The organism is Mesorhizobium sp. M0514 (assembly GCF_040321145.1).
Lineage (GTDB): Bacteria > Pseudomonadota > Alphaproteobacteria > Rhizobiales > Rhizobiaceae > Mesorhizobium.
Genome location: NZ_JAMYQZ010000057.1, coordinates 1 through 19,692, shown reverse-complemented (window position 1 = coordinate 19,692; position 19,692 = coordinate 1). Strand labels below are relative to the sequence as shown.

Below are 19,692 nucleotides of genomic sequence, written 5' to 3'. Positions count from 1 at the left end.
ACTGTCAAATGTCTTCATCGATATTCCTCCCTATCTTTCACACTGAAACGATCTACCCGTCGTCGAGCGGCACTCCGATCACCTGGGACAATGTCGCCGCAACACCGGGTGCTGCCGCAAGCACGGGATTGCCCTTCGCCATGCCGTCGCCGTCGAGGAACCGGTTCACCCGGCCGCCGGCCTCCTCCACCAGCAGCAATCCGGCCAGGCAGTCCCACGAATTGATGTGCAGCTCGGCATAGGCATCGGAGCGGCCGTCGGCCACATAGGCCAGCCCAAGCGCTCCGGAGCCGGAGCGCCGCACATTGGCGCCGAGTGCCCAGACAAGGCTCACCTTGTCCAGATAGTCGCGATTGGGAATCCTGGGCGACCAGCCGAACTCGACAAAGGCGCGGTCGAACGCTTGCGTCGGCGACACATGGATCGGCGCGCCATTGCGCGTCGCGCCGTGCCCGCGACGGGCAAAGTACGTTTCGCCGATGGCCGGATTGGCAATGCCGCCGATCTCGCTGCGGCCGTCCTCGACGAAAGCTATCGAAATGCAGAAATGCGGAATACCGCGCATGAAATTGGCGGTGCCGTCGATGGGGTCGACGACCCACATGCGGGCAGAGCCGATGCCACCGCCTTCCTCGCCCAAAAACCCGTCCTGCGGAAAAGCCTCTGCCAGCGTCGCGCGGATGTGCTCCTCGACCTTGCCGTCGGTTTCAGTGAGAAAATCCTGCGGGCCTTTCATCGCCACCGGCTGGACGGCGCCCTGCCGGGCATAGCCTTCCATCGCCAGTTGCCCGGCCGTGACAAGCAGTTTCCGGCAGACCTCGGCACGCCTGTCCATCTCGGCCTCGGACAGCCGGTCCGCCTTCGGATGCGCCGCCGCCCTGCTCATGCAGCCGGTCCGGACAATCGCGCCCTCAATGCCGTCTTCGGCGAAATGGACAGGGTATTCCTCCGATGCCACTCTTGAGCCGGCTTGTATTGCACGGCTGTGCAAAGCTGTTGCATTCGGCCATGCCTGTCAAGTGCGGTGGGTGGCAATGGCAGAAGAGTTGCATTACATTGCACTGGCGTGCAAAGAATCACGAAAACAGCAGCGAGAGCGTTCGCTTGACGGTTCCGAGAATCCGCACCGGTTTTTCCAGCGCCCAGCAGGTTGCCGACCTCGCCGGGGTTTCACGCTCGGCCGTGTCACGTACCTTCACGCCCGGCGCTTCCGTTTCCGGGGAAACCCGCGAGCGGGTGATGCTGGCGGCCGAGCAACTCGGCTATCACGTCAACCATCTGGCTCGCGGCCTGATGCGGGCTTCGACCGGCATTGTCTGCCTCATCGTTGCCGATGGCGACACGCCCTATCATGCCCGCCTGCAGAAGGCGCTGACCCAACATCTGCGGGACGCCGGCAAAATGGCCATGGTGTTCAACACCTCCGGCCCCAGCCACCATGTCGACCAGGCGCTGCGCAACACGCTGAACTATCGCGCCGATGCGAGCATCGTTCTGTCCGGCTCGCCGCCGCAGTTGCTGATCCGCACCTGTCTTGAGAACGGCCAGCGGCTGGTGCTGATCAATCGCGATGACCGCTTCGACGGCCCGCACAATATCGGTGTCGACAACGCTGCAGCCGCAGAGGCAGCGCTGCATGCCTTCATCCGGGCCGGCTGTACCCGCCCCGCTTTGGTGACCTCGGCTGCCGGCACGCCCAGCCTGCTCTCCCGCGAAACCGCCTTCCTTACCGCCGCGCAGAAGGAAGGGCTGGAGGTGACCGTGTGGCGCGAGGGCCGCACCGGCTATGCCACCGGAGCCGATGGCGCTAGGCGACTCTTTTCCGGCCGGCAGCGGCCGGATGCGGCGTTCTGCGTGACCGACCTGATTGCGTGCGGCTTTCTCGATGCGGCCCGCCACGAGTTCGGCATCAACGTACCCCGCGATCTCTGCGTCATCGGCTTTGACGACATTGAACAGGCCGACTGGGCCTCTTACCGGCTGACGACGTTCTCGCCGCCGATCGAGGAGATCGCCAGGCGCGCCGTGCGGCTCGCGACCGGCGCGCGGGAGGAGGCTGGCAGCCGCCTGATCTGCCATGCGCCCATGGTCTGGCGCAGCACGGTGAGGCCGGGCCAGGGCTGATGCGAAACATGTGTCGGTCAAAACGGGAAACGTACTGATGTCCAAGAAAAAGGCCAGGAAGACCCGCCAGGCGGCAAGACCGGTGGAGATAGCTGTAGGCCCCGAAATCCGGAGCATGATGCGCAAGTTCGGCCTGACCGAGGAAGAAGCACTGCGCATGATGCGCGAATGCGATGCCACCCTCTATGGCGCCAACTCCGGGCACGTGCAGCCAGGATCTTGACGGCCCGCCAGGCGCGAACGGAATTTTAATGTAAATCAAGCGTAATCCCGACCGTTAAAATGATGCGTATGTGTTGGGGTTGCGCATGCCGGAATATTCTTTCTTCATCCGCTCGATCCGGATCCGCTACATCTCGGGATTGCTCATCTTTGCGCTGGCTTCCACCGCGGTGATGTTTGCGCTCAATCGCGTCAATTCCTTCCGCCACGACATCGACGCGCTGAGCAGCAATCTCGTCGTCTTCACCCGCGACCTGCGCAACGCCTCCAGCTTTGCCGAAACCGCCAGCACGACCTGGCGCACCGAAACCCGTGACGGCCTTGCCGCCGCCGCGCGCGGCCATTCGCAACGCCTGACCAGCGAGATCGAAACACTGTCCGCGGAGCTTGCCGCGATCAAGCCGAGCCTGTCGGCCAAAACGCTGGACGAACTCTCGTCGGCCGCCGTCAACGGTGACCTGTTCTGGTCGTCGCGCGACATCGTGCGCAACTTCAACCTGATGTCGGCGGCGCAACAGACCGACGAATGGAGCTCGCGCGAAATCCTCAACCAGAACGACCTGTTCGTCCAGCCGATGCTAATGCGTGTGCGGACCGCCATGGATGGCGAACGCCATCTGGCCGACGCCTCCAGCGACAGGCTGCTGTTGTGGGCAAGCGGCCTTCTGTTCGCGGTTCTTGCCATCGTTGCCCTCTGGATCTTCCGGCCGATGGAAAAGGCGATCCGCCGCGCCTTCACCGAATCCGCCGTATCCTTGTTCAAGGCCGAAGCGGCCGACCGCGCCAAATCGGAATTCCTGGCCAATATGAGCCATGAGATCCGCACGCCGATGAATGGCGTGCTGGGCATGGCCGAACTGCTCGCCAAGACCGAGCTTAACGCGCGCCAGAAGACCTTCACCGATGTCATCGTCAAATCGGGCAATGCGCTGCTCACCATCATCAACGACATCCTTGATTTCTCCAAGATCAATGCCGGTCAGCTGACGCTTGATCCTGCACCCTTCCGGCTTGCCGAAGCGGTCGAGGACGTGGCCACACTGGTGTCGGCGCGCGTCGCCGAAAAGAACCTCGAGCTGATCGTGCGCGTCGACCCGCGCCTGCCTGCCCATGTCGTCGGCGATGCCGGACGGTTCCGTCAGATCGTCACCAATCTGCTCGGCAATGCGGTGAAGTTCACCGAGAAGGGCCATGTGCTGATCGATGTCGGCGGCGAGGTGGTCGACGGCATGGTCCAGCTCAAGGTCCGCGTCGAGGACACAGGCATCGGCATTCCTGCCGAGAAGCTCGAGAACGTGTTCGAGAAATTCGCGCAGGTCGACGGCTCGTCAACGCGCCGCCATGAAGGCACCGGCCTCGGCCTTGCCATCGCCGCCCGCCTCATCGACCTGATGGGCGGCAAGATCGGCGTCGAAAGCGAGATCGGCCGCGGCTCGGTGTTCTGGTTCGCCGTGCCGCTGCCGGCGCATCAGCAGGACACGCGCAACGAGATCGTGCCGGTCGATGTCACCGGCGCCCGCGTGCTGGTCATCGACGACAACCCGGTCAACCGCGAGATCTTGCTGGAGCAGCTCAGAAGCTGGAGCTTCGACTGCGCGGCCGCCGAAAGCGGCGCCGTCGGCCTCGCCTTTCTAGACCGGGCCAGCCAACTCGGTGCTGCGGTCGACTGCATCATCCTCGACTACCAGATGCCCGGCATGAACGGCGCCGATGTCGCCAAGGCGATTTCCGCCGACAGCCGTCTCTCCGCCATCCCGGTGGTGCTGCTGACCTCCGTCGACCAGGTCGATTTCGGCAAGATGGTCATCGATTTCGGCATCGCCGCGCATCTCACCAAGCCGGCGCGCTCGGCCATCCTGCTCGGCACCGTCATCTCGGCCATCCAGAAAGCGCGGGCCCAGATCGGCAAGGCCCAGTTCGTTCGCGAGCCTGTTGTTCCGCAGGCGGCACCCGTGACGCCACCCGCCTTCACCGTCATTCGCGGCCCGGCAATTCCGGCGGCCACAGTGCCTGAATCGATCGCCACGCCAAACGGCCCGATCGATATTCTGATCGCCGAGGACAATGACGTGAACCAGCTGGTGTTCGGCCAAATCCTCAATGGGCTTGGCCTCAGCTACCGCATCGCCAGCAATGGCCGCACGGCCGTTGAGATGTACCGGGCGCTGCGGCCGAAGCTGATCCTCATGGACGTCTCCATGCCGGAGATGAACGGCTACGAGGCGACCCGCGCCATCCGGGCGGCGGAGGCAGCGAGTGGCAATCACACACCAATCATCGGCGTCACCGCTCACGCACTGAAGGGCGACCGCGACAAATGTATCGAGTCCGGAATGGACGACTATCTGCCCAAGCCGGTGTCGCCCGACCGCCTCGGCAGTAAGATCGGCACATGGCTCAGCGAAACGGTCGCGGTAAAGAGGGCTTGATCAAATCGCCGCGTCCAGACGATAGCGGTGCATCCAGTCGAGACTGGTCTCGTCGGAGAGCTTGGCGACGCCCGGCTTTACGTCGGCGGCATTCGGCGCCGGAACGCCCAGCGCCTTGCAGATGGATGACAATGCCGCTGCCGGATCGGCTGACAGGCGCTCATAGCCGATGCGCAGCGGGACGATCCCCTGCTCCGCGAACCAGACATTCCAGCTCGCGTCATAGGCTTCGAGTTCGGCAAGCTCGCGCTGGATCCGCTTGAAATCGTAGCGGGGTTCCTGCGGCGGTGCGACCCGTTCGATCTCGGTTCCGTCGGGCGCGATGTGCCAAAGCCCAGTCTGCTCGGCCTTGATCAGCGACACCGCCTGCGCCAGCTTGTTTTCGCGCGAAAGATGGATGTAGAGGATCCGGCCGAAGGCCTTTTCAAAGCGTGCTTTGTCCGATGGCAGGTCTGGGTAGATCCGGTCGAGGATGGCCGAGAGTTCACCCAGGTTTTCCCGCATCAGGCGCAAGCCGAAGACGCCTGTTCCGCCCCTTCCCGCGCTGATTGCCGCACCGAGATAGGCGACGTCGAAATCATGCGCGCTCATCGTCTCGGGATGCGGCAATTTCCACTCTTCTGCCCATTCCGCCTTGTCCTGCCGCCGGTAGAACGAGTGCGGATCGCCGGCTGTTTTCGTCGAGGCCAGAAGGCCGCACAGCAAGGTGCTTCCGGTTCTCGGCGTGCCGCAGATTATGTAGCCGTCAAGCATCTGGGACTCTGTCGCTTGTCATGGATTGGGCTAACCCCGCCAGGGCGCGGTGACACGCGCGCTTCGCGAAAGGCTCCAGTCTAGCCGCGCCGGAAGGGATAGAGGAATTGCTGCCAGTATCCGTTCGGAACGGGATGTCCGTGAATGCCGTAGCCGTTCGGCCAGCGCCCTTCGGGCATATGATGGGTGCCGAACAGCCGGTCGAGCAGCGGGAAATGGATGGCGAAATTTACGTCGATCGCTTCTTTTTCGAGGCCGTGATGCCAGTGGTGGTAACGCGGCGACACCAGCACCTTTTCGACTGGACCGAAACTGGTTCCGATGTTGGAATGGATGAACGACGAATAGACGTAGACGATCAATATATATACGTCTGGATAGCCGATTCATCGAACCCCAGCACGAACATCGGGGTGGCCGTCAGGCTGCGCAGCACGATGATTTCCAGGAAATGCATGCGCGCACCGGCAATCCAGTCCATCGACTTGGCGGAATGGTGCACGGCATGGAACTTCCACAGCCAGGGAATGCGATGAAAGGCCCGATGCACCCAATACTGGGCAAGGTCGGTCAGGAACATCACCGTCAGCAGTTGCACCAGCCACGGCAAGCCGTGGACCCAGGCGCGCACCGAACCAAGGGCGCCCTGTGAATTGACGAAGTTGGACGGCGCCAAGGTCAGGTAGGTCAAAATCTGCACCAGCAGCGACGAGACCAGATAGTAGAACAGGTCCTCGCGCCATTCGTCGCGGAACACGGTCTGATCCTTGTTGCGCGCGAAAAGACGTTCGAGCGGGACGAACAGCACACCCATGAACAAGGCGTTCAGGATGAAGAAATCGAGCCCGAAGAACACCCCGTCGATGTGCAGTTGATGGCGCACCGGAAGCATGCCGACCAGCGACGCCAGCAGCACAGTGAACATCGCTGCCGCGCCGAGCGTCTTTTGCCTGCGCAGCGTCATGCTGAGGATCGCCAGGATATAGCCGGAGATGAGGACGAAATAGAGCACCGGCTTGAAGAACAGCATCTGGTGGATGGGGGCCAGATCCGGCATCGATGTAAGCGACGGGTAGCGCAGCACGATGACCATCAGCAGGGCGGTGACCCCGGCAAGCAAGCCAATCGAGCCGGACAGCCAGCCAGAACCGAACGGCCGTTTGGCGCGCGGCGTTTCAAGTTCACTTACAACGCGTCTAAGGAAATTTGCCACCGCCCCCTATGCCCCGCCTTTTTGACGATCGCAAAAAAGCTCTCGTCGGAGATATCGACCTCTTTTGCTACAGCAGGGCTCATTAATATTTAATCGCCACGACCCTGCACATGACGGGTGACTATCGCTTTTGGGCGATTGGAAGAGCCATGATTGCAACAAAAGAACACCGGCCACTATAGTCGGAATCTTTCCTGGATGCGACGGGCGCATTCAAGCGGCGTCAGCCGGCTGGTGTCGACTTCGAGGTCGTAGTCCATGCCCTTGTGGACGCGTCCATATTGCCAGCGCGCCAGGCCAGGCAGCCTGTCGGCGCGCGCGGCCTCGCGCGCTTCCAGCACCTCCAGCGGCGCCATGACGCCGACCAGATGCAGGTCAAAGCTCGACAGCAACTTGCGGTGCTCCGCTATCTCGTCATTGAAGATCACGTCGTCGACAATGAGATTGTTGCCTTGCCCGGCCATGGCGGCGATGGCATGGCGCATGCCGCGCATGGCTCGCGCGCCGACCGGCCCGCTCCTGATCACCACCGACGGCTTGCCGTCTTCCAGCACGGTCTCAAAGGAAAACCCGTCGGCATGATCCTGCAGCGCCGGCGGCAGCATGTCGATGAAAGCATCCATCTGGACATGCAGGAAGGGCTCGGTGGCGATTGTTTGCAGCGCCCTGGCGATCGAGCTTTTGCCGGCGCTGCCGACGCCATTAAGCAGGACGATTTTGGCCGTCATGTCGCCCCCTATCGGTTGCGCACGACGATACAGGCGCCGCCGACGCTTTGCAGTTTCTGGCAGATGACGTTGGCGGCGGCACGGTCGTCGACGCCGATCCTGACGGCGTAGATGCCGCGTCGGCCGATCGGCGTGCGCACCCGGCTGACCACCGGGTCACGACCGGAAAGCAGCGCCGGAAACCGGCTCCTGACCCTCAGCCACTGATTGATCGCAGCTCCCCTGCGGAAATTGCCGGCCACCTGGACGCCCCATGGCTTCACATTGATCGAGGCCATCGCCACGGTTCTGGACATGATCACCGGCAGCTTGCGGCAGGCGACGGGAAAGCTGGTTTTCGCGTCGAGCGGCTCGATCGTTCCGGCGTAGGCGCTGTCGGAGAACTTGTCGGCCGGTTCGCCCATGATGTCGAAGACGTAGCTCTCGGTCTCCATGGGCAAGAAGCCGCCCGAACCCAGCCAGCGCGAAACGCGGCTCTCGCCGGCATTGTAGGCAGCCGCCGCCAGGCCGAGATTGCCGAAGCCGGTCTTCATTTCGGCGAGATATTTCGCCGAAGCCGGGATCGCCTGGTCGATGTCGAAAGGATCGGCCAGCCCGCGCATCTTGGCGGTGCTCGGCATGAACTGGGCGATCCCTTCGGCACCGACCGGGCTAACCGCATTGGGATCGAAGCGGCTTTCTTTCCAGATCAGCCGGGCGAAGTAATCCTTCGGCAGGCCGTTCCGCTCGGCATGCGTCTCGATCAGGTCACAGACATGGCCGATCAATCGTTTCGCCGCCGAGCGCGATTGCGGTGGATCGGCAAGCGCCTGTCCGGCACTCAGCCCGCAGAACAGGATCACACCGGCTTTGAGCAGCCCCCGCATGGCTCATTCGGCCGCGGCTTTGCCGTGCTGTCCAAACCGCTGCTCGATATAGTCGGCAACCATTTTTTCGAAATCGGCGGCGATCGACGGACCGCGCAGCGTCGCCGACTTCTTGCCGTCGACGAAGACGGGTGCGGTCGGCATCTCGCCGGTGCCGGGCAGCGATATGCCGATATCGGCGTGCTTGGATTCGCCGGGGCCGTTGACGATGCAGCCCATCACCGCGACCTTGAGGTTCTCGACGCCGGGATATTTCTCCCGCCAGACCGGCATGTTCTTGCGCAAATCGGCCTGGATGTTCTGGGCGAGCTCCTGGAACACGGTGGAGGTCGTGCGACCGCAGCCGGGGCAAGCGGCGACGATCGGCACGAACTGACGGAAGCCCATGGTCTGCAGCAGTTCCTGCGAGACCTGCACCTCGCGCGTGCGGTCGCCATTCGGCTCCGGCGTCAGCGAGATGCGGATGGTGTCGCCAATGCCTTGCTGCAAGAGGATGCCCATGGCAGCCGACGAGGCGACGATGCCCTTGGATCCCATGCCGGCTTCGGTGAGGCCAAGATGCAGCGCATGGTTGGAGCGCGTGGCAAGCTCGGCATAGACGGCGATCAAATCCTGCACGCCGCTGACCTTGGCCGACAGGATGATCTTTTCGCGGGCGAGGCCTATCTCTTCGGCCATTTCGGCCGACAGGATGGCCGACTGCACGATCGCTTCGCGGGTTACTTCCTGCGCCGTCAGCGGAAAGCCTTGGCGCTGGTTTTCGTCCATCAGCCGGGTGAGCAGCTCCTGATCGAGCGACCCCCAATTGACGCCGATGCGCACCGGCTTGTCATGCCTGATCGCCATTTCGACGATCGCGGCGAACTGGCGGTCCTTCTTGTCCTTGAAGCCGACATTGCCAGGATTGATGCGGTATTTGGCCAGCGCCTCGGCACAGGCCGGATGATCGGCCAGCAGTTTGTGGCCGATATAGTGGAAGTCGCCGACCAGCGGCACATTGATGCCGAGCCGCTCGAGCCGTTCGCGGATGCGCGGCACGGCGGCGGCGCTCTCGTCACGATCGACGGTGATGCGCACGATCTCGGAGCCAGCGCGATGCAAAGCCGCAACCTGCGCGACGGTCTGGTCGATATCGGCCGTGTCGGTGTTGGTCATCGACTGCACGACGACCGGCGCGCCGCCGCCGACGACCACGCCGCCGACATCGACGCCGACCGATGTCCGGCGCGCAAAGGGGGAGGAAAAATACCCGGTCATGCCGGCAGCCTCTTGATCACCCGAGCGACATACGTCCACGTCGACGCACGCTCAATCAGCTATCAGCGCATAGCGCTGAGGTTCGGGCATGAGGTGGAGGAGCAAAGATGGCTTGTCAATGGCGACAGACAAGCAGAGCCGCCAAATCGCAGCAGCGCGGTGACCCCACAGACGGGTTTCGCCAGCCAACAGTATCGGAATCAGTAGCAAAAACAGGCCTCCGGCGGCATGTCGCCACCGGAGCGATAGTCACGCGCCAAGGCGGCGCGTCTAATCCTGGAAGGGCGTCAGTGTCTCGTCGGTTTCGCCTTCAGTTTTTCAATCTCGTCCTTGAGTGCCAGCTTGCGTCGCTTCAGATTCACGATTTCGAGGTCGTCGACCGATGGATGGTTCATCGCATCGTCGATCTCGCGTTCGATATCACCGTGTTTCCGCTGTAACTCATCAAGATGGGATGCAAGAGACATGATTGGTTCTCCCTTTCATGGTTTCCTCGATTGCAGCCGTCAAAGGCACGTCCACCGCAGGTCGCATCTGTGACGGCACCATGACAGTCTGCCACCATCCGGCTGCGATGTCGAATGCTGCGTGGTAGCATTCCACGACAATGTGATATGTGATATTGGCTGCGCGCCGGCGGCAATTGATGCCGCCCCCGCCCAATCATGCCCATTGCCGGGCGCCGCAGACATGCAGACGGTAGAGAATGTCCGACCAGGAAAAGGCCGATGTCCGCCTCGAATTTTCCCGCCTGAAGCAGGAGCATGCCGATTTCGACGCGGCCATCAATGCGATGATCGCCATGGGCTGCGACCCCTTGCAGATCCAGCGCATGAAGAAGAAGAAGCTTTTCCTCAAGGACCGGCTGATGGCGCTGGAAGACAAGATCATTCCGGACATCATCGCTTAGCCGACGGCCTCGGGGCCTAACTGCTCACCCCGCTATCGACAGCCGCGCCGCGCGATGGCGCAGCAACGTCAGCAATTCGTCGGTCTTCTCCGCTGAAGTGTCGATCGGCACCACCAGGCACAGCGTCGCCTCGACCTTGCCGGCGGCCGCGAAGACAGGGGCGGCCAGGCATTTGGTGTAGGCGTCGACCAGCCCCGAAGTGATGCAATAGCCGGTCGTTCTGGCCGTCGCGATATCGGCAATGAAGTCGTCGAACTGCAGCCTGCGGCCGTCGGGCAGCAAAAGGTCGTCTTCCGAGACCATGTCCTGGATGGCGGCCCTTTCCAATCCGGCCAGAAGCAGCCGCCCCGATGCCGTCCATGGCAGCGGGATCTGCAGGCCGGTGGCCGAGCTGATGCGGAACGGCCTGGTGCCGGGGCTGGAATGGACGATGGTATAGCGCCCGCTTTGCAGCATGCACAATTCGGAGGTCTCGCTGGTCTCGCGCGACAGATTGTCGACCTCCTGCCGGCCCCGCCTAAGCAGGTCGTTGCCCCTCACATAGTCCATTCCATAGAGGTAGAGCTTCTTGCCGAAATAGACCCGGTTGCCGTCGCCCTCCATCTCCAGGAGACCCGCATCGACCAGCGAACGCACCAGCGTATAGGTGGTGGAGCGCGGCGCATTCACCCCCTTGGCGAGATCGCCAATGCCGATGGCGCGCTGCGTAGCATGCAGGAAGTCCAGGATCTCCAGCACCCGGTTGAGGCCCTTCTCGCGCGAGCCGGAGGTCTTGTCGGGCGTCGGGCTCTCGGCTGGACCAAGCTCCGCCCGATCCGTGAGTCCATTGCTATCTTGCATAACTGATTCCTGATGTTAGTATCTGTCTTGTATAGGATACATATGTCTATTGTAAGAGACAATTCAGGTCGGCGACACGTGTGTCTGTAGGGGAACTCAAACAACAGGAGGTCGCAGTGAACGACGCATCCAAGCGAGATTTTCTGAAACTGGGCATGGCCGGGCTTGCAACGGCGGGCGTGATGACCGCTGTCAGCGCCGAAAAGGCGGCGGCACAAGCCGCATCCGACAGCGTTCTGCGCACCGCGCTTGACCGCGGCAAGCTGATCGTCGGCACCGGCAGCACCAACGCGCCATGGCATTTCGAAAACGATGCCGGCGAGCTAGTCGGCATGGACATCACCATGGGCCGCATTCTGGCCAAGGGCCTGTTCGACGATCCGAGCAAGGTCGAGTTCGTCATGCAGGATCCGGCGCAGCGCATCCCCAATGTCACCACCAACAAGGTCGACATTACCATCCAGTTCATGACCATGACCGCGCAGCGCTCGCAGCTGATCCACTTCTCCAGGCCATACTATGTCGAGGGCGTCGCCCTGCTGACGCTGCCGACGGCGGAAAACAAGACCTTCGACAAGCTGCTCGCCGGTGGTTCGGCGACGCGCATCTCGATCCTGCAGAATGTCGATGCCGAAAGCTCGGTCCATTACGCCCTGCCGGAGGCGCAGGTGCTGCAGATCGACACTCAGGCCAATGTGCTGCAGGCACTGGAATCGAAACGCGCCGATGCCGCCGCTGTCGATCTTTCAACCGTGCGCTGGCTGGCCTCGCGCAACCCCGACAAATATTTCGATGCCGGCAAGAGCTGGTACTCGATGCTCTACGGCGCGGCGGTCAGGCAGGGCGACCTGGACTGGCTGACCTTCGTCAACCAGACCTTCACCATCGCGATGTTCGGCCATGAGACCACACTCTACGACGCCGCCTTCAAGGACTATTTCGGCCAAGAGCCGCCGGCCCGCCATCCCGGTTTCCCGGTTGTCTGACAAGTGCTGGCGGAAGGGTTAGCCCTTCCGCCTTCTAGTTCGCATCCCCTTGGTTATTGCCGGAGACGCATGGGCTATACGCTCAACTTCAACCTGATCTGGCGCCATTTCGACAAGCTGTGGGGCGGCCTTCTGCTCAGCCTCGAGCTTGCCGTGATTTCGATTGCCATCGGCGTCGTCATCGGCCTGGTGCTGGCGGTCTGGTATGTCTCGGCCGGACGCGTGGTGCGCGCCATCATTGCGGCTTACGTCGAATTCATCCGCAACGTGCCGCTGATCCTGCTCGTCTATCTTGTCTTCTACGGCCTGCCGACGGTGATCGACGTCGCCTACGACGCGCCGACCTCGTTCGTGCTGACGCTGTCGGTCTATAGCGGCGCCTATCTGGTCGAGGTGTTCCGCTCCGGCCTCGAAGCCGTGCCGCGCGGCCAGCTCGATGCCGGCAAGGCGATCGGGCTCACGCCTTGGCAGCGGCTGGTTCATGTGCGCCTGCCGACCATGCTGCGCATCACGCTGCCGGCGCTGTCCAACACCTTCATCTCGCTGTTCAAGGACACGTCGATCGCCTCGGTGATCTCGGTGCCCGAGCTCACCTTCGGCGCCCAGTGGATCAACTTCAACACCTTCCGCATCGTCGAGGTCTATCTGGTGACGACGGCGATGTACCTGGTGACCGGCTACACCCTGCTCTTCGGGCTGCGGCTGGTCGAACGCCGGTTCAGGGCTGCGCGCTGACATGCTGAGCCAGATCCTCTACGCCGTACCGTTCCTCGCCCAGGGCTTCGCCATCACCTTGTGGGTGTCGCTGCTGGTCGTGGTGCTGTCGCTGATTGCCGGCGTCGCGCTCGGCGTCGGCCTGGTCTACGGCCCGGCGCCGCTGCGCTGGGCCGTGCGCATCTTCTCCGACACCATCCGCGGCATCCCGATCCTGGTGCTGATGTTCTTCGTCTATTACGGCCTGCCGGCCATCGGCCTGCATCTGCAATCCTTCTCGGCGGCGGTGCTGGCGCTCACCTTGTTTAAGACCGCGCAGGTCATTGAGTATCTCCGCGGCGCCGTCGGCTCCATTCCCAAAGGGCAGTCCGAGGCGGCGATGGCGATTGGGCTGACCTTCCGCCAGCGGCTCACCTACCTCATCTTTCCGCAGGCCTTCCGGCGCTTCCTGCCGCCCTGGATCAACGGCGTCACCGATGCGGTCAAGGGCAGCGCCCTGGTCTCGCTGCTCGGCATCACCGACCTGATGCAGGCGATCAACCAGGTCATCGGCCGCACCTATGAGGCGATGCCGCTCTACATCCTCGGCGCCTTGATCTATTTCGCCGTCAACTATGCGCTTTCCTACGCCAGCCGGCGGCTGGAACGGCGCTTTGCCTTCATCCGGGACTAGCACGATGGCCACAAGCTCGAACGACAATGCTGCCCTTCTCGACATTGCCGGGGTCTCGAAAGCCTTTGGTTCGGTCGAGGTGCTTCGCTCGGTCAGCCTCAAGGTGGACAGGGGCGAAGTGGTCACCGTCATCGGCCCTTCCGGCAGCGGCAAAACCACCCTGCTGCGCTGCGTCAACTTTCTCGAAAGCTACGACTCAGGCTCGATCCGCATCGACGGCAAGGAGGTCGGTTTTCGTGAGGCCGGCGCGCGCCAGCGGCGCAGCGAGCGCGACCTTGCCAATATGCGCGCCGAAACCGGCATGGTGTTCCAGAGCTTCAACCTGTTTCCGCACCTCACCGCCGCCGGCAACATCATGCTCGGCCTCACCAAGGTGCGCGGCAAGAGCAAGGCCGAGGCGCGCCAGATCGCCGAGCATTGGCTGAGCCGCGTCGGCCTCGCCCACAAGGCCGACAGCCTGCCGGCGGAACTCTCCGGGGGCCAGCAGCAGCGCGTCGGCATAGCGCGGGCAGTCGCCATGGAGCCAAAGATCCTGCTGCTCGACGAGATCACCTCCGCGCTCGATCCCGAATTGGTCGGCGAGGTGCTGGCCGTTGTGCGCAGCCTGGCCGAAGACGGCATGACAATGGTGATGGTCACGCACGAGATGGCCTTTGCCCGCGACGCTTCGAGCCGCATTGTCTTCATGGCCGATGGCGGTGTCAGCGCTGTTGGCCCGCCGAAGGAGATCCTTGCCGAAGAGACCACCAATGAGCGCCTGCGCTCTTTCCTGGCGCGGTTCCGCGCCTCGCATTTCTGACATGGGCGGCCCAAAGCAATTCCAGGAAAAGTGTAAGCGGTTTTCCCGGGAAAAGCGCGAAGCGCTTTCCCTTGGGAATTGCGTAAAACAACAGGCCGGCCCAAGGAGAATTCTTCCATGACGCCTTACATCCGGCTCGCCGAGCTCGGCCTGATGCTGCCCGAGCCGCCGACGCCGATCGCCAATTTCGTCACCCATGCCGAGAGCGGCCGGCTGATCTTTCTTTCGGGTCAAGGGCCGCTGCGCGCCGACGGCACGCTGTGCACCGGCAAGGTCGGCGAGGACGTCACCGTCGAGCAGGCCTATGAGCATGCCCGCCTCACCGGCCTCAACCTGCTCGCCGTCATGCACGCCGCCGCCGGCGATCTCGGCCGCATCGTGCGCGTCGTCAAATTGCTCGGCTTCGTCAATGCGACGCCGACCTTCAGCGACCACCCGAAAGTGGTCAATGGCTGCTCGGACCTGTTCGCCAGCGTCTTCGACAAGATCGGCGGCCATGCACGCTCGGCGATCGGGGTCGGCTCGCTGCCTGGAAACATCACCGTCGAAATCGAAGCGGTCGTCGAGATCGCCGCCTGACAGTCAAGGGATTGCTGAACATGAAAACCTATTCCGACACCGGCTCCAACACCACGATCCGTGAACGACTGGGACTGAGGCCGATCATCAACGTCTCCGGCACGATGACGACCCTCGGCGCCTCGATCATCGTTCCCGAGGCGATCAGCGCCATGGCCGAGATCGCCTCGCAATGGGTGGAGATGGACGATCTGCAGCGCGCCGCAAGCGTGATCACCGCCCGCCTCACCGGCGGCGAGGCCGGCTTCATCACCGCCTGCTGCGCCTCAGGCATCACCATGGCGATCGCCGGGGCGATGACCGGCACCAATTTGCTGGCGATCGAACGGCTGCCCGACGATACCGAAGGGCTGAAGTCCGAAGTCGTCATCCAGCTCGGCCATATCGTCAATTACGGCGCACCGATCGACCAGTCGATCCGCGTCGCCGGCGCCAAGGTCATTCCGGCCGGCACGGTCAGCGTCACGCAGGATTATCATGTGCGCGAGGCTATCAACGAGCGCACGGCGGCGGCGCTCTACGTCGTGGCGCACCACACCGTGCAATACGGCATGCTTTCCCTTGAGGAATTCTGCGATATCTGCCACGCCAGGGGCGTGCCGGTGATCGTCGATGCGGCTTCCGAATATGACCTGCGCAGCTTCCTGGCGCGCGGCGCCGACATCGTCGTCTACAGCGGCCACAAATTCCTTTCGGGGCCGACCAGCGGCATCGTCACCGGTCGCAAGGATCTGGTCCGCGCCGCCTATCTGCAGAACCGCGGCGTCGCCCGCGCCATGAAGGTCGGCAAGGAAAGCATCGCCGGCACCATCGCGGCGCTCGAAGCCTGGGAAAAGCGCGACCATGCCGGCATCCGCCGACGCGAGGAAGCGGCGCTCCATCTATGGAGGGATTCGCTGCAGGGAATACCCGGCATCGTCGCAAACATCATTCCCGACCCGACCGCCAATCCGCTCGACCGGCTGCAGATCTTTGTCTTGCCCAAAAGCCGCTTCACCGCCGCCGGCCTCGCCTCGGCATTGGCGGCCGGATCGCCGCCCATCATCGTGCGCAACCACGAGGCCGAGCGCGGCCATTTCTTCCTCGACCCGTGCAATCTGCACCCCGGCGAGGCCGAGATCGTCGCCGAGCAGCTGCGCGCCGTGCTCACCGCGGCCGACAGGCCGGCGGATGCGATGAGACAGCCGCGAAAGGATTCATCCGGCGCCCTGCGCTGGCCGGACTAGGCTGCGGCGGCCGCCATCCTTGCGGGCCAGCCCGAATTCCGCTAAGGCGCGCCTTTACCGCCGGGAGCATGCGCTTGACCGACCACCGCGCCGACGTCGCCATCATCATGGGCAGCCAGTCCGACTGGGCGACGATGCGCCACGCCGCCGAAACGCTGGAGGCGCTGGGCATTCCGCACAAGCGGCTGATCGTCTCCGCCCACCGCACCCCGGACCGCCTCTATGATTTCGCCAAGGGCGCCAAGGCGGCCGGCTACAAGGTGATCATCGCCGGGGCCGGCGGCGCCGCCCACCTGCCCGGCATGACGGCGGCTCTGACGCCGCTGCCGGTGTTCGGCGTGCCGGTCGAATCGAAGGCGCTGTCAGGCCAGGATTCGCTGCTCTCCATCGTCCAGATGCCGGCCGGCATTCCGGTCGGCACGCTTGCCATCGGCAAGGCGGGTGCGGCCAACGCCGCCCTTCTGGCGGCCGCCGTGCTGGCGCTGAACGACGAAGAACTTGCCGCCCGCCTGGATGCCTGGCGCACCGCCCAAACCGCCAGGGTCGCCACCGAACCGACGGACGCGCCGTGAGTCTGCCCGCGGGATCGAGCATCGGCATCATCGGCGGCGGCCAGCTCGGCCGCATGCTGGCTGTTGCCGCAGCGCGCCTCGGCTACCGCACAATTATCCTCGAACCGCAGGCCGATTGCCCGGCGGCTCAGGTCGCCAACCGCCAGATCACCGCCGCCTATGACGATGCGGACGCCCTTGCCGAACTGGCGGCAGTCAGCGCCGTCGTCACCTACGAATTCGAGAATGTGCCGGTAGCGGCTGCCGGCGCGCTCGCCGCCAAGGTCCCGGTCTATCCGCCACCCAGGGCGCTGGAAGTCGCCCAGGACCGGGTGGCGGAGAAGCTATTCCTGAACGGCATCGGCATCAGGACAGCGGATTTCCGCTCCGTCGACAATGACGACGAGCTGACGGCGGCGCTGAGAGAGTTCGGTGGCAGCGGCATCTTGAAAACCCGCCGCATGGGCTATGACGGCAAGGGCCAGCGCGTCTTCCGCAACATGGAGACGGGCGGCTTTGCCGGTACATGCGAGACCATGGGCAATGTGCCGCTGATCCTCGAATCCTTCGTCGCTTTCGAGCGCGAAATCTCGGTCATCGCCGCGCGCGGGTTGGACGGCGCGGTCGCCGCCTACGATCCGGCTGAGAACGTCCACCGCGACGGCATCCTGCATACCTCGACCCTGCCGGCCCAGATCAGGCTGGAGACGGCGGCGACGGCACAGGGGTCGGCAGCGAAAATCCTGTCGGCCCTCGACTATGTCGGCGTCATCGGCGTCGAGTTCTTCGTTCTTGCCGATGGCACGCTGCTGGCCAACGAAATGGCGCCGCGCGTGCACAATTCCGGCCACTGGACGGAAGCCGCCTGCATCGTTTCGCAATTCGAGCAGCATATCCGCGCCATTGCCGGCCTGCCGCTGGGCAACCCTGGCCGGCATTCAAACTGCGTCATGGAAAACCTGATCGGCGACGATGTGCTGCGCGTACCCGCTTTGCTCGCCGAGCCCGATCTGATGCTGCATCTCTACGGCAAGGCGGAAGCGCGCCCAGGCCGCAAGATGGGCCATTTCACGCGCATCAGCCGCCGTAGCTAAGCCATTCCGGCACTTTGCGCGAGGGCGTGGCTCGAGCCCTATTGCAGCTCGTCGTTCAGATCTCCGTCCTCGTCGGGGCTGGCGCAACTCGCATCGCCTTCCCTACAATTGGCGCCCGCGGTGAGCTGTTTGATGCGCTGGTCCGTCAGTTCGGTCAGGCATTGTGAAACCTCCATCGGATGGATGGAGCCGCCCTCGCTGTCTGTCGTCGTATAGGCGCATTCGGCGTCGCGGAAGGCGATCCAGGCGCGTTGCGCGACCTGCAGCAGCTTCCTGCCCTTGTCGTCGTTGCGACCGACGAGATCCTTGTAGGCCTGGTTGAGCTTGGCATCGGCGGCCCGATAGTCCTCGCCGGCGCAGATGTTCATCATCTGCTGGCTGTCGTCGTTGCGGTCGCATTCCTGCGCCTGCGCGATGGAGGCGGCTGCCATAACGGCAAGGCTCGCGGACACAAACAACAGGCGCATGGAGGTCTCCAAATCGGCTTGCGGGTGCCGCACCATTCCAGCCCGCCTTCGGCCGCGCAATGGCGTGGAGCCGAGATGGCGGATATTTGATGGCCAAAGCCATTCTCGGCCTCTATCCAGCACGCTTGCGGTTGACACGGGCAAGGCTCCTCGTTTATGAGCCACCGCAAGTTCAAAGGCGCGCTTTTCAGGCGCGCCTTAATAATTCGGCCCGGACAGGGCCCAGACCGACGGGCAAGACCATGAAGATCAAGAATTCGCTCAAGGCGCTGAAGGCGCGTCACCGCGACAACCAGCTGGTTCGCCGCAAGGGCCGCGTCTACATCATCAACAAGACCGCTCCACGCTACAAGGCGCGCCAGGGCTGAGTGTTCGGCCGGAGGCTCGTTGCCTCCGTCCATACGATGGTAATTGCCTGGTTTCAGGCACTTTCACGCTAATTTCAGTTTGACGATCCGCCGTCCGGGGTTAGATTCCGGCGATGCGGATTCTTTTTGCATTTTTGGCGACCCTGTTTCTTTTCGGCGTCGCTCCGGCGTCGGCGGACGATCCGCCGGCAAAGCCGCCGGTTGCCCTGACCAGGGAAGCCAGGCTCGACCAACTGTTTGCCGAGCTGAAGCGCGAGCGCAACGAAAAGGCGGCCGAGCGCATCGCCGGGCGCATCTGGGGCGAATGGTTCCAGTCCGGCAGCGCCTCGATCGACCTGATGATGCAATGGTCGCAAAAGGCGATGGACGACCAGAAGTTCGACGTCGCCCTCGACTTTCTCGACCAGGTCGTCATCCTGCAGCCAAAATATGCCGAAGGCTGGAACCGGCGCGCCACCGTGCATTACATGATGAAGAATTTCGGGAAATCGATGTCCGACATCGACCAGACGCTGCAGCTGGAACCACGCCATTTCGGCGCGCTTTCGGGCCTGGCCCAGATCATGGCCGCCACCGGCCACAAGCAGTCGGCGCTCGAAGCCTGGCAGAAGGTGCTGACTATCTACCCGATGATGCGCAGCGCCCAGGACCAGGTCGCGGCAATTTCGGAAGAGCTTGCCGGCGAAGGAATTTGATTAGGCAGTAGGAATTAGGGATTAGTCAGTAGTCAGTAGTCAGTGGAGAAGATTGGTCGAGACGCCACCTCCCTACTCCCTACTCCCTACTCCCTACTCCCTACTCCCTACTCCCTACTCCCTACTCCCTAGAACTTATCCCCCTCCACCCCCGTATCTCCGCGCATGAACCTCATTTACGCCGCCTGTGCTTTGCTC

General features: G+C 63.2%; 24 protein-coding genes. 14 read left to right on the top strand and 10 right to left on the bottom strand.

Features of this window, described 5'->3' with window-relative positions:
* Positions 1-52: 52 nt before the first annotated feature.
* Positions 53-886, bottom strand: coding sequence for an inositol monophosphatase family protein (locus NKI61_RS21720; protein WP_050587494.1), 834 nt, complete (start codon positions 884-886; stop codon positions 53-55).
* A 218-nt stretch (positions 887-1,104) separates the two neighbouring features.
* Here NKI61_RS21720 and NKI61_RS21715 point away from each other — a divergent pair, with 218 nt between their 5' ends.
* The 3 genes from NKI61_RS21715 to NKI61_RS21705 all read left to right on the top strand — a co-directional run bounded on the left by NKI61_RS21715 (position 1,105) and on the right by NKI61_RS21705 (position 4,775).
* Positions 1,105-2,124 (top strand): LacI family DNA-binding transcriptional regulator, encoded by a 1,020-nt coding sequence (locus tag NKI61_RS21715; protein WP_031195645.1) that lies wholly within the window; start codon positions 1,105-1,107, stop codon positions 2,122-2,124.
* Positions 2,125-2,161: 37 nt separating this feature from the next.
* Entirely contained in the window at positions 2,162-2,347 is a 186-nt protein-coding gene (locus NKI61_RS21710) for a hypothetical protein (RefSeq protein ID WP_023684018.1), read from the top strand.
* An 85-nt stretch (positions 2,348-2,432) separates the two neighbouring features.
* Positions 2,433-4,775, top strand: a complete 2,343-nt coding sequence (locus NKI61_RS21705; RefSeq protein ID WP_352840762.1) for a response regulator — start codon at positions 2,433-2,435, stop codon at positions 4,773-4,775.
* Here NKI61_RS21705 and NKI61_RS21700 read toward each other — a convergent pair whose 3' ends face one another.
* The 7 genes from NKI61_RS21700 to NKI61_RS21670 all read right to left on the bottom strand — a co-directional run bounded on the left by NKI61_RS21700 (position 4,776) and on the right by NKI61_RS21670 (position 10,059).
* Positions 4,776-5,528, bottom strand: a complete 753-nt coding sequence (locus tag NKI61_RS21700) for a Stf0 family sulfotransferase (protein WP_023698481.1) — start codon at positions 5,526-5,528, stop codon at positions 4,776-4,778.
* Positions 5,529-5,608: 80 nt separating this feature from the next.
* Positions 5,609-5,890 (bottom strand): sterol desaturase family protein, encoded by a 282-nt coding sequence (locus NKI61_RS21695; protein WP_352840760.1) that lies wholly within the window; start codon positions 5,888-5,890, stop codon positions 5,609-5,611.
* Positions 5,887-6,741 carry a sterol desaturase family protein gene (locus NKI61_RS21690; RefSeq protein WP_352840758.1) on the bottom strand — a complete coding sequence of 285 codons (855 nt, stop codon included), beginning with the start codon at positions 6,739-6,741 and terminating at the stop codon, positions 5,887-5,889. Before NKI61_RS21690 ends, NKI61_RS21695 begins: the two co-directional genes overlap by 4 nt.
* Before the next feature lie 176 nt (positions 6,742-6,917).
* A complete protein-coding gene (locus tag NKI61_RS21685; protein WP_023690061.1) occupies positions 6,918-7,469 on the bottom strand; it encodes a chloramphenicol phosphotransferase CPT family protein in 552 nt (183 codons plus the stop codon).
* An 8-nt stretch (positions 7,470-7,477) separates the two neighbouring features.
* Positions 7,478-8,335 carry a lytic transglycosylase domain-containing protein gene (locus NKI61_RS21680; RefSeq protein ID WP_023832024.1) on the bottom strand — a complete coding sequence of 286 codons (858 nt, stop codon included), beginning with the start codon at positions 8,333-8,335 and terminating at the stop codon, positions 7,478-7,480.
* 3 nt (positions 8,336-8,338) lie between these two features.
* Positions 8,339-9,592, bottom strand: a complete 1,254-nt coding sequence (gene ispG / locus NKI61_RS21675; RefSeq protein WP_023693643.1) for a flavodoxin-dependent (E)-4-hydroxy-3-methylbut-2-enyl-diphosphate synthase — start codon at positions 9,590-9,592, stop codon at positions 8,339-8,341.
* Between the two features lie 287 nt (positions 9,593-9,879).
* Positions 9,880-10,059 carry a YdcH family protein gene (locus NKI61_RS21670; RefSeq protein ID WP_023684024.1) on the bottom strand — a complete coding sequence of 60 codons (180 nt, stop codon included), beginning with the start codon at positions 10,057-10,059 and terminating at the stop codon, positions 9,880-9,882.
* 239 nt (positions 10,060-10,298) lie between these two features.
* On the opposite strand from NKI61_RS21670, the gene NKI61_RS21665 reads away from it, so the two are divergent.
* The gene (locus tag NKI61_RS21665) at positions 10,299-10,502 is read left to right on the top strand and encodes a YdcH family protein (RefSeq protein WP_023673103.1); all 204 of its coding nucleotides are present in this window, start codon (positions 10,299-10,301) and stop codon (positions 10,500-10,502) included.
* Between the two features lie 24 nt (positions 10,503-10,526).
* Here NKI61_RS21665 and NKI61_RS21660 read toward each other — a convergent pair whose 3' ends face one another.
* Positions 10,527-11,342 carry an IclR family transcriptional regulator gene (locus NKI61_RS21660; RefSeq protein WP_023737008.1) on the bottom strand — a complete coding sequence of 272 codons (816 nt, stop codon included), beginning with the start codon at positions 11,340-11,342 and terminating at the stop codon, positions 10,527-10,529.
* A 155-nt stretch (positions 11,343-11,497) separates the two neighbouring features.
* On the opposite strand from NKI61_RS21660, the gene NKI61_RS21655 reads away from it, so the two are divergent.
* The 8 genes from NKI61_RS21655 (at position 11,498) to NKI61_RS21620 (ending at position 17,964) form a co-directional block, all read left to right on the top strand.
* A complete protein-coding gene (locus NKI61_RS21655; protein ID WP_023737009.1) occupies positions 11,498-12,328 on the top strand; it encodes a transporter substrate-binding protein in 831 nt (276 codons plus the stop codon).
* A 69-nt stretch (positions 12,329-12,397) separates the two neighbouring features.
* Positions 12,398-13,063 carry an amino acid ABC transporter permease gene (locus NKI61_RS21650; protein ID WP_023693641.1) on the top strand — a complete coding sequence of 222 codons (666 nt, stop codon included), beginning with the start codon at positions 12,398-12,400 and terminating at the stop codon, positions 13,061-13,063.
* A gap of 1 nt (position 13,064) precedes the next feature.
* On the top strand, positions 13,065-13,715 hold the full coding sequence (locus tag NKI61_RS21645) for an amino acid ABC transporter permease (RefSeq protein WP_352840754.1): 651 nt from the start codon (positions 13,065-13,067) through the stop codon (positions 13,713-13,715).
* 4 nt (positions 13,716-13,719) lie between these two features.
* Complete coding sequence (locus NKI61_RS21640; protein ID WP_023673108.1) at positions 13,720-14,514, top strand: amino acid ABC transporter ATP-binding protein; 795 nt, start codon at positions 13,720-13,722, stop codon at positions 14,512-14,514.
* A 117-nt stretch (positions 14,515-14,631) separates the two neighbouring features.
* A complete protein-coding gene (locus tag NKI61_RS21635) occupies positions 14,632-15,093 on the top strand; it encodes a RidA family protein (RefSeq protein ID WP_023715046.1) in 462 nt (153 codons plus the stop codon).
* A 20-nt stretch (positions 15,094-15,113) separates the two neighbouring features.
* The gene (locus NKI61_RS21630) at positions 15,114-16,319 is read left to right on the top strand and encodes an aminotransferase class V-fold PLP-dependent enzyme (RefSeq protein WP_352840751.1); all 1,206 of its coding nucleotides are present in this window, start codon (positions 15,114-15,116) and stop codon (positions 16,317-16,319) included.
* Between the two features lie 74 nt (positions 16,320-16,393).
* A complete protein-coding gene (gene purE, locus NKI61_RS21625; RefSeq protein ID WP_023754121.1) occupies positions 16,394-16,891 on the top strand; it encodes a 5-(carboxyamino)imidazole ribonucleotide mutase in 498 nt (165 codons plus the stop codon).
* Positions 16,888-17,964 carry a 5-(carboxyamino)imidazole ribonucleotide synthase gene (locus NKI61_RS21620; protein ID WP_023698471.1) on the top strand — a complete coding sequence of 359 codons (1,077 nt, stop codon included), beginning with the start codon at positions 16,888-16,890 and terminating at the stop codon, positions 17,962-17,964. Before purE ends, NKI61_RS21620 begins: the two co-directional genes overlap by 4 nt.
* A 38-nt stretch (positions 17,965-18,002) precedes the next feature.
* On the opposite strand, the gene NKI61_RS21615 is transcribed toward NKI61_RS21620, so the two are convergent.
* On the bottom strand, positions 18,003-18,431 hold the full coding sequence (locus NKI61_RS21615; protein ID WP_023684031.1) for a lysozyme inhibitor LprI family protein: 429 nt from the start codon (positions 18,429-18,431) through the stop codon (positions 18,003-18,005).
* A gap of 242 nt (positions 18,432-18,673) precedes the next feature.
* Between NKI61_RS21615 and ykgO the strand changes: the two genes are divergently transcribed.
* Both ykgO and NKI61_RS21605 read left to right on the top strand, forming a co-directional pair.
* Entirely contained in the window at positions 18,674-18,799 is a 126-nt protein-coding gene (gene ykgO, locus NKI61_RS21610) for a type B 50S ribosomal protein L36 (protein WP_006327841.1), read from the top strand.
* Positions 18,800-18,912: 113 nt separating this feature from the next.
* Positions 18,913-19,494 (top strand): tetratricopeptide repeat protein, encoded by a 582-nt coding sequence (locus tag NKI61_RS21605; protein ID WP_023684032.1) that lies wholly within the window; start codon positions 18,913-18,915, stop codon positions 19,492-19,494.
* Positions 19,495-19,692 lie beyond the last annotated feature (198 nt).

Coding starts and splice junctions, on each gene's coding strand:
- NKI61_RS21720 (WP_050587494.1), bottom strand. CDS start 886: ATGAGCAGGGCGGCGGCGCATCCGAAGGCGGACCGGCTGTCCGAGGCC.
- NKI61_RS21710 (WP_023684018.1), top strand. CDS start 2,162: ATGTCCAAGAAAAAGGCCAGGAAGACCCGCCAGGCGGCAAGACCGGTG.
- NKI61_RS21705 (WP_352840762.1), top strand. CDS start 2,433: ATGCCGGAATATTCTTTCTTCATCCGCTCGATCCGGATCCGCTACATC.
- NKI61_RS21700 (WP_023698481.1), bottom strand. CDS start 5,528: ATGCTTGACGGCTACATAATCTGCGGCACGCCGAGAACCGGAAGCACC.
- NKI61_RS21685 (WP_023690061.1), bottom strand. CDS start 7,469: ATGACGGCCAAAATCGTCCTGCTTAATGGCGTCGGCAGCGCCGGCAAA.
- NKI61_RS21680 (WP_023832024.1), bottom strand. CDS start 8,335: ATGCGGGGGCTGCTCAAAGCCGGTGTGATCCTGTTCTGCGGGCTGAGT.
- ispG (WP_023693643.1), bottom strand. CDS start 9,592: ATGACCGGGTATTTTTCCTCCCCCTTTGCGCGCCGGACATCGGTCGGC.
- NKI61_RS21670 (WP_023684024.1), bottom strand. CDS start 10,059: ATGTCTCTTGCATCCCATCTTGATGAGTTACAGCGGAAACACGGTGAT.
- NKI61_RS21665 (WP_023673103.1), top strand. CDS start 10,299: ATGTCCGACCAGGAAAAGGCCGATGTCCGCCTCGAATTTTCCCGCCTG.
- NKI61_RS21660 (WP_023737008.1), bottom strand. CDS start 11,342: ATGCAAGATAGCAATGGACTCACGGATCGGGCGGAGCTTGGTCCAGCC.
- NKI61_RS21655 (WP_023737009.1), top strand. CDS start 11,498: ATGGCCGGGCTTGCAACGGCGGGCGTGATGACCGCTGTCAGCGCCGAA.
- NKI61_RS21650 (WP_023693641.1), top strand. CDS start 12,398: ATGGGCTATACGCTCAACTTCAACCTGATCTGGCGCCATTTCGACAAG.
- NKI61_RS21645 (WP_352840754.1), top strand. CDS start 13,065: ATGCTGAGCCAGATCCTCTACGCCGTACCGTTCCTCGCCCAGGGCTTC.
- NKI61_RS21640 (WP_023673108.1), top strand. CDS start 13,720: ATGGCCACAAGCTCGAACGACAATGCTGCCCTTCTCGACATTGCCGGG.
- NKI61_RS21635 (WP_023715046.1), top strand. CDS start 14,632: ATGACGCCTTACATCCGGCTCGCCGAGCTCGGCCTGATGCTGCCCGAG.
- NKI61_RS21630 (WP_352840751.1), top strand. CDS start 15,114: ATGAAAACCTATTCCGACACCGGCTCCAACACCACGATCCGTGAACGA.
- NKI61_RS21615 (WP_023684031.1), bottom strand. CDS start 18,431: ATGCGCCTGTTGTTTGTGTCCGCGAGCCTTGCCGTTATGGCAGCCGCC.
- ykgO (WP_006327841.1), top strand. CDS start 18,674: ATGAAGATCAAGAATTCGCTCAAGGCGCTGAAGGCGCGTCACCGCGAC.
- NKI61_RS21605 (WP_023684032.1), top strand. CDS start 18,913: ATGCGGATTCTTTTTGCATTTTTGGCGACCCTGTTTCTTTTCGGCGTC.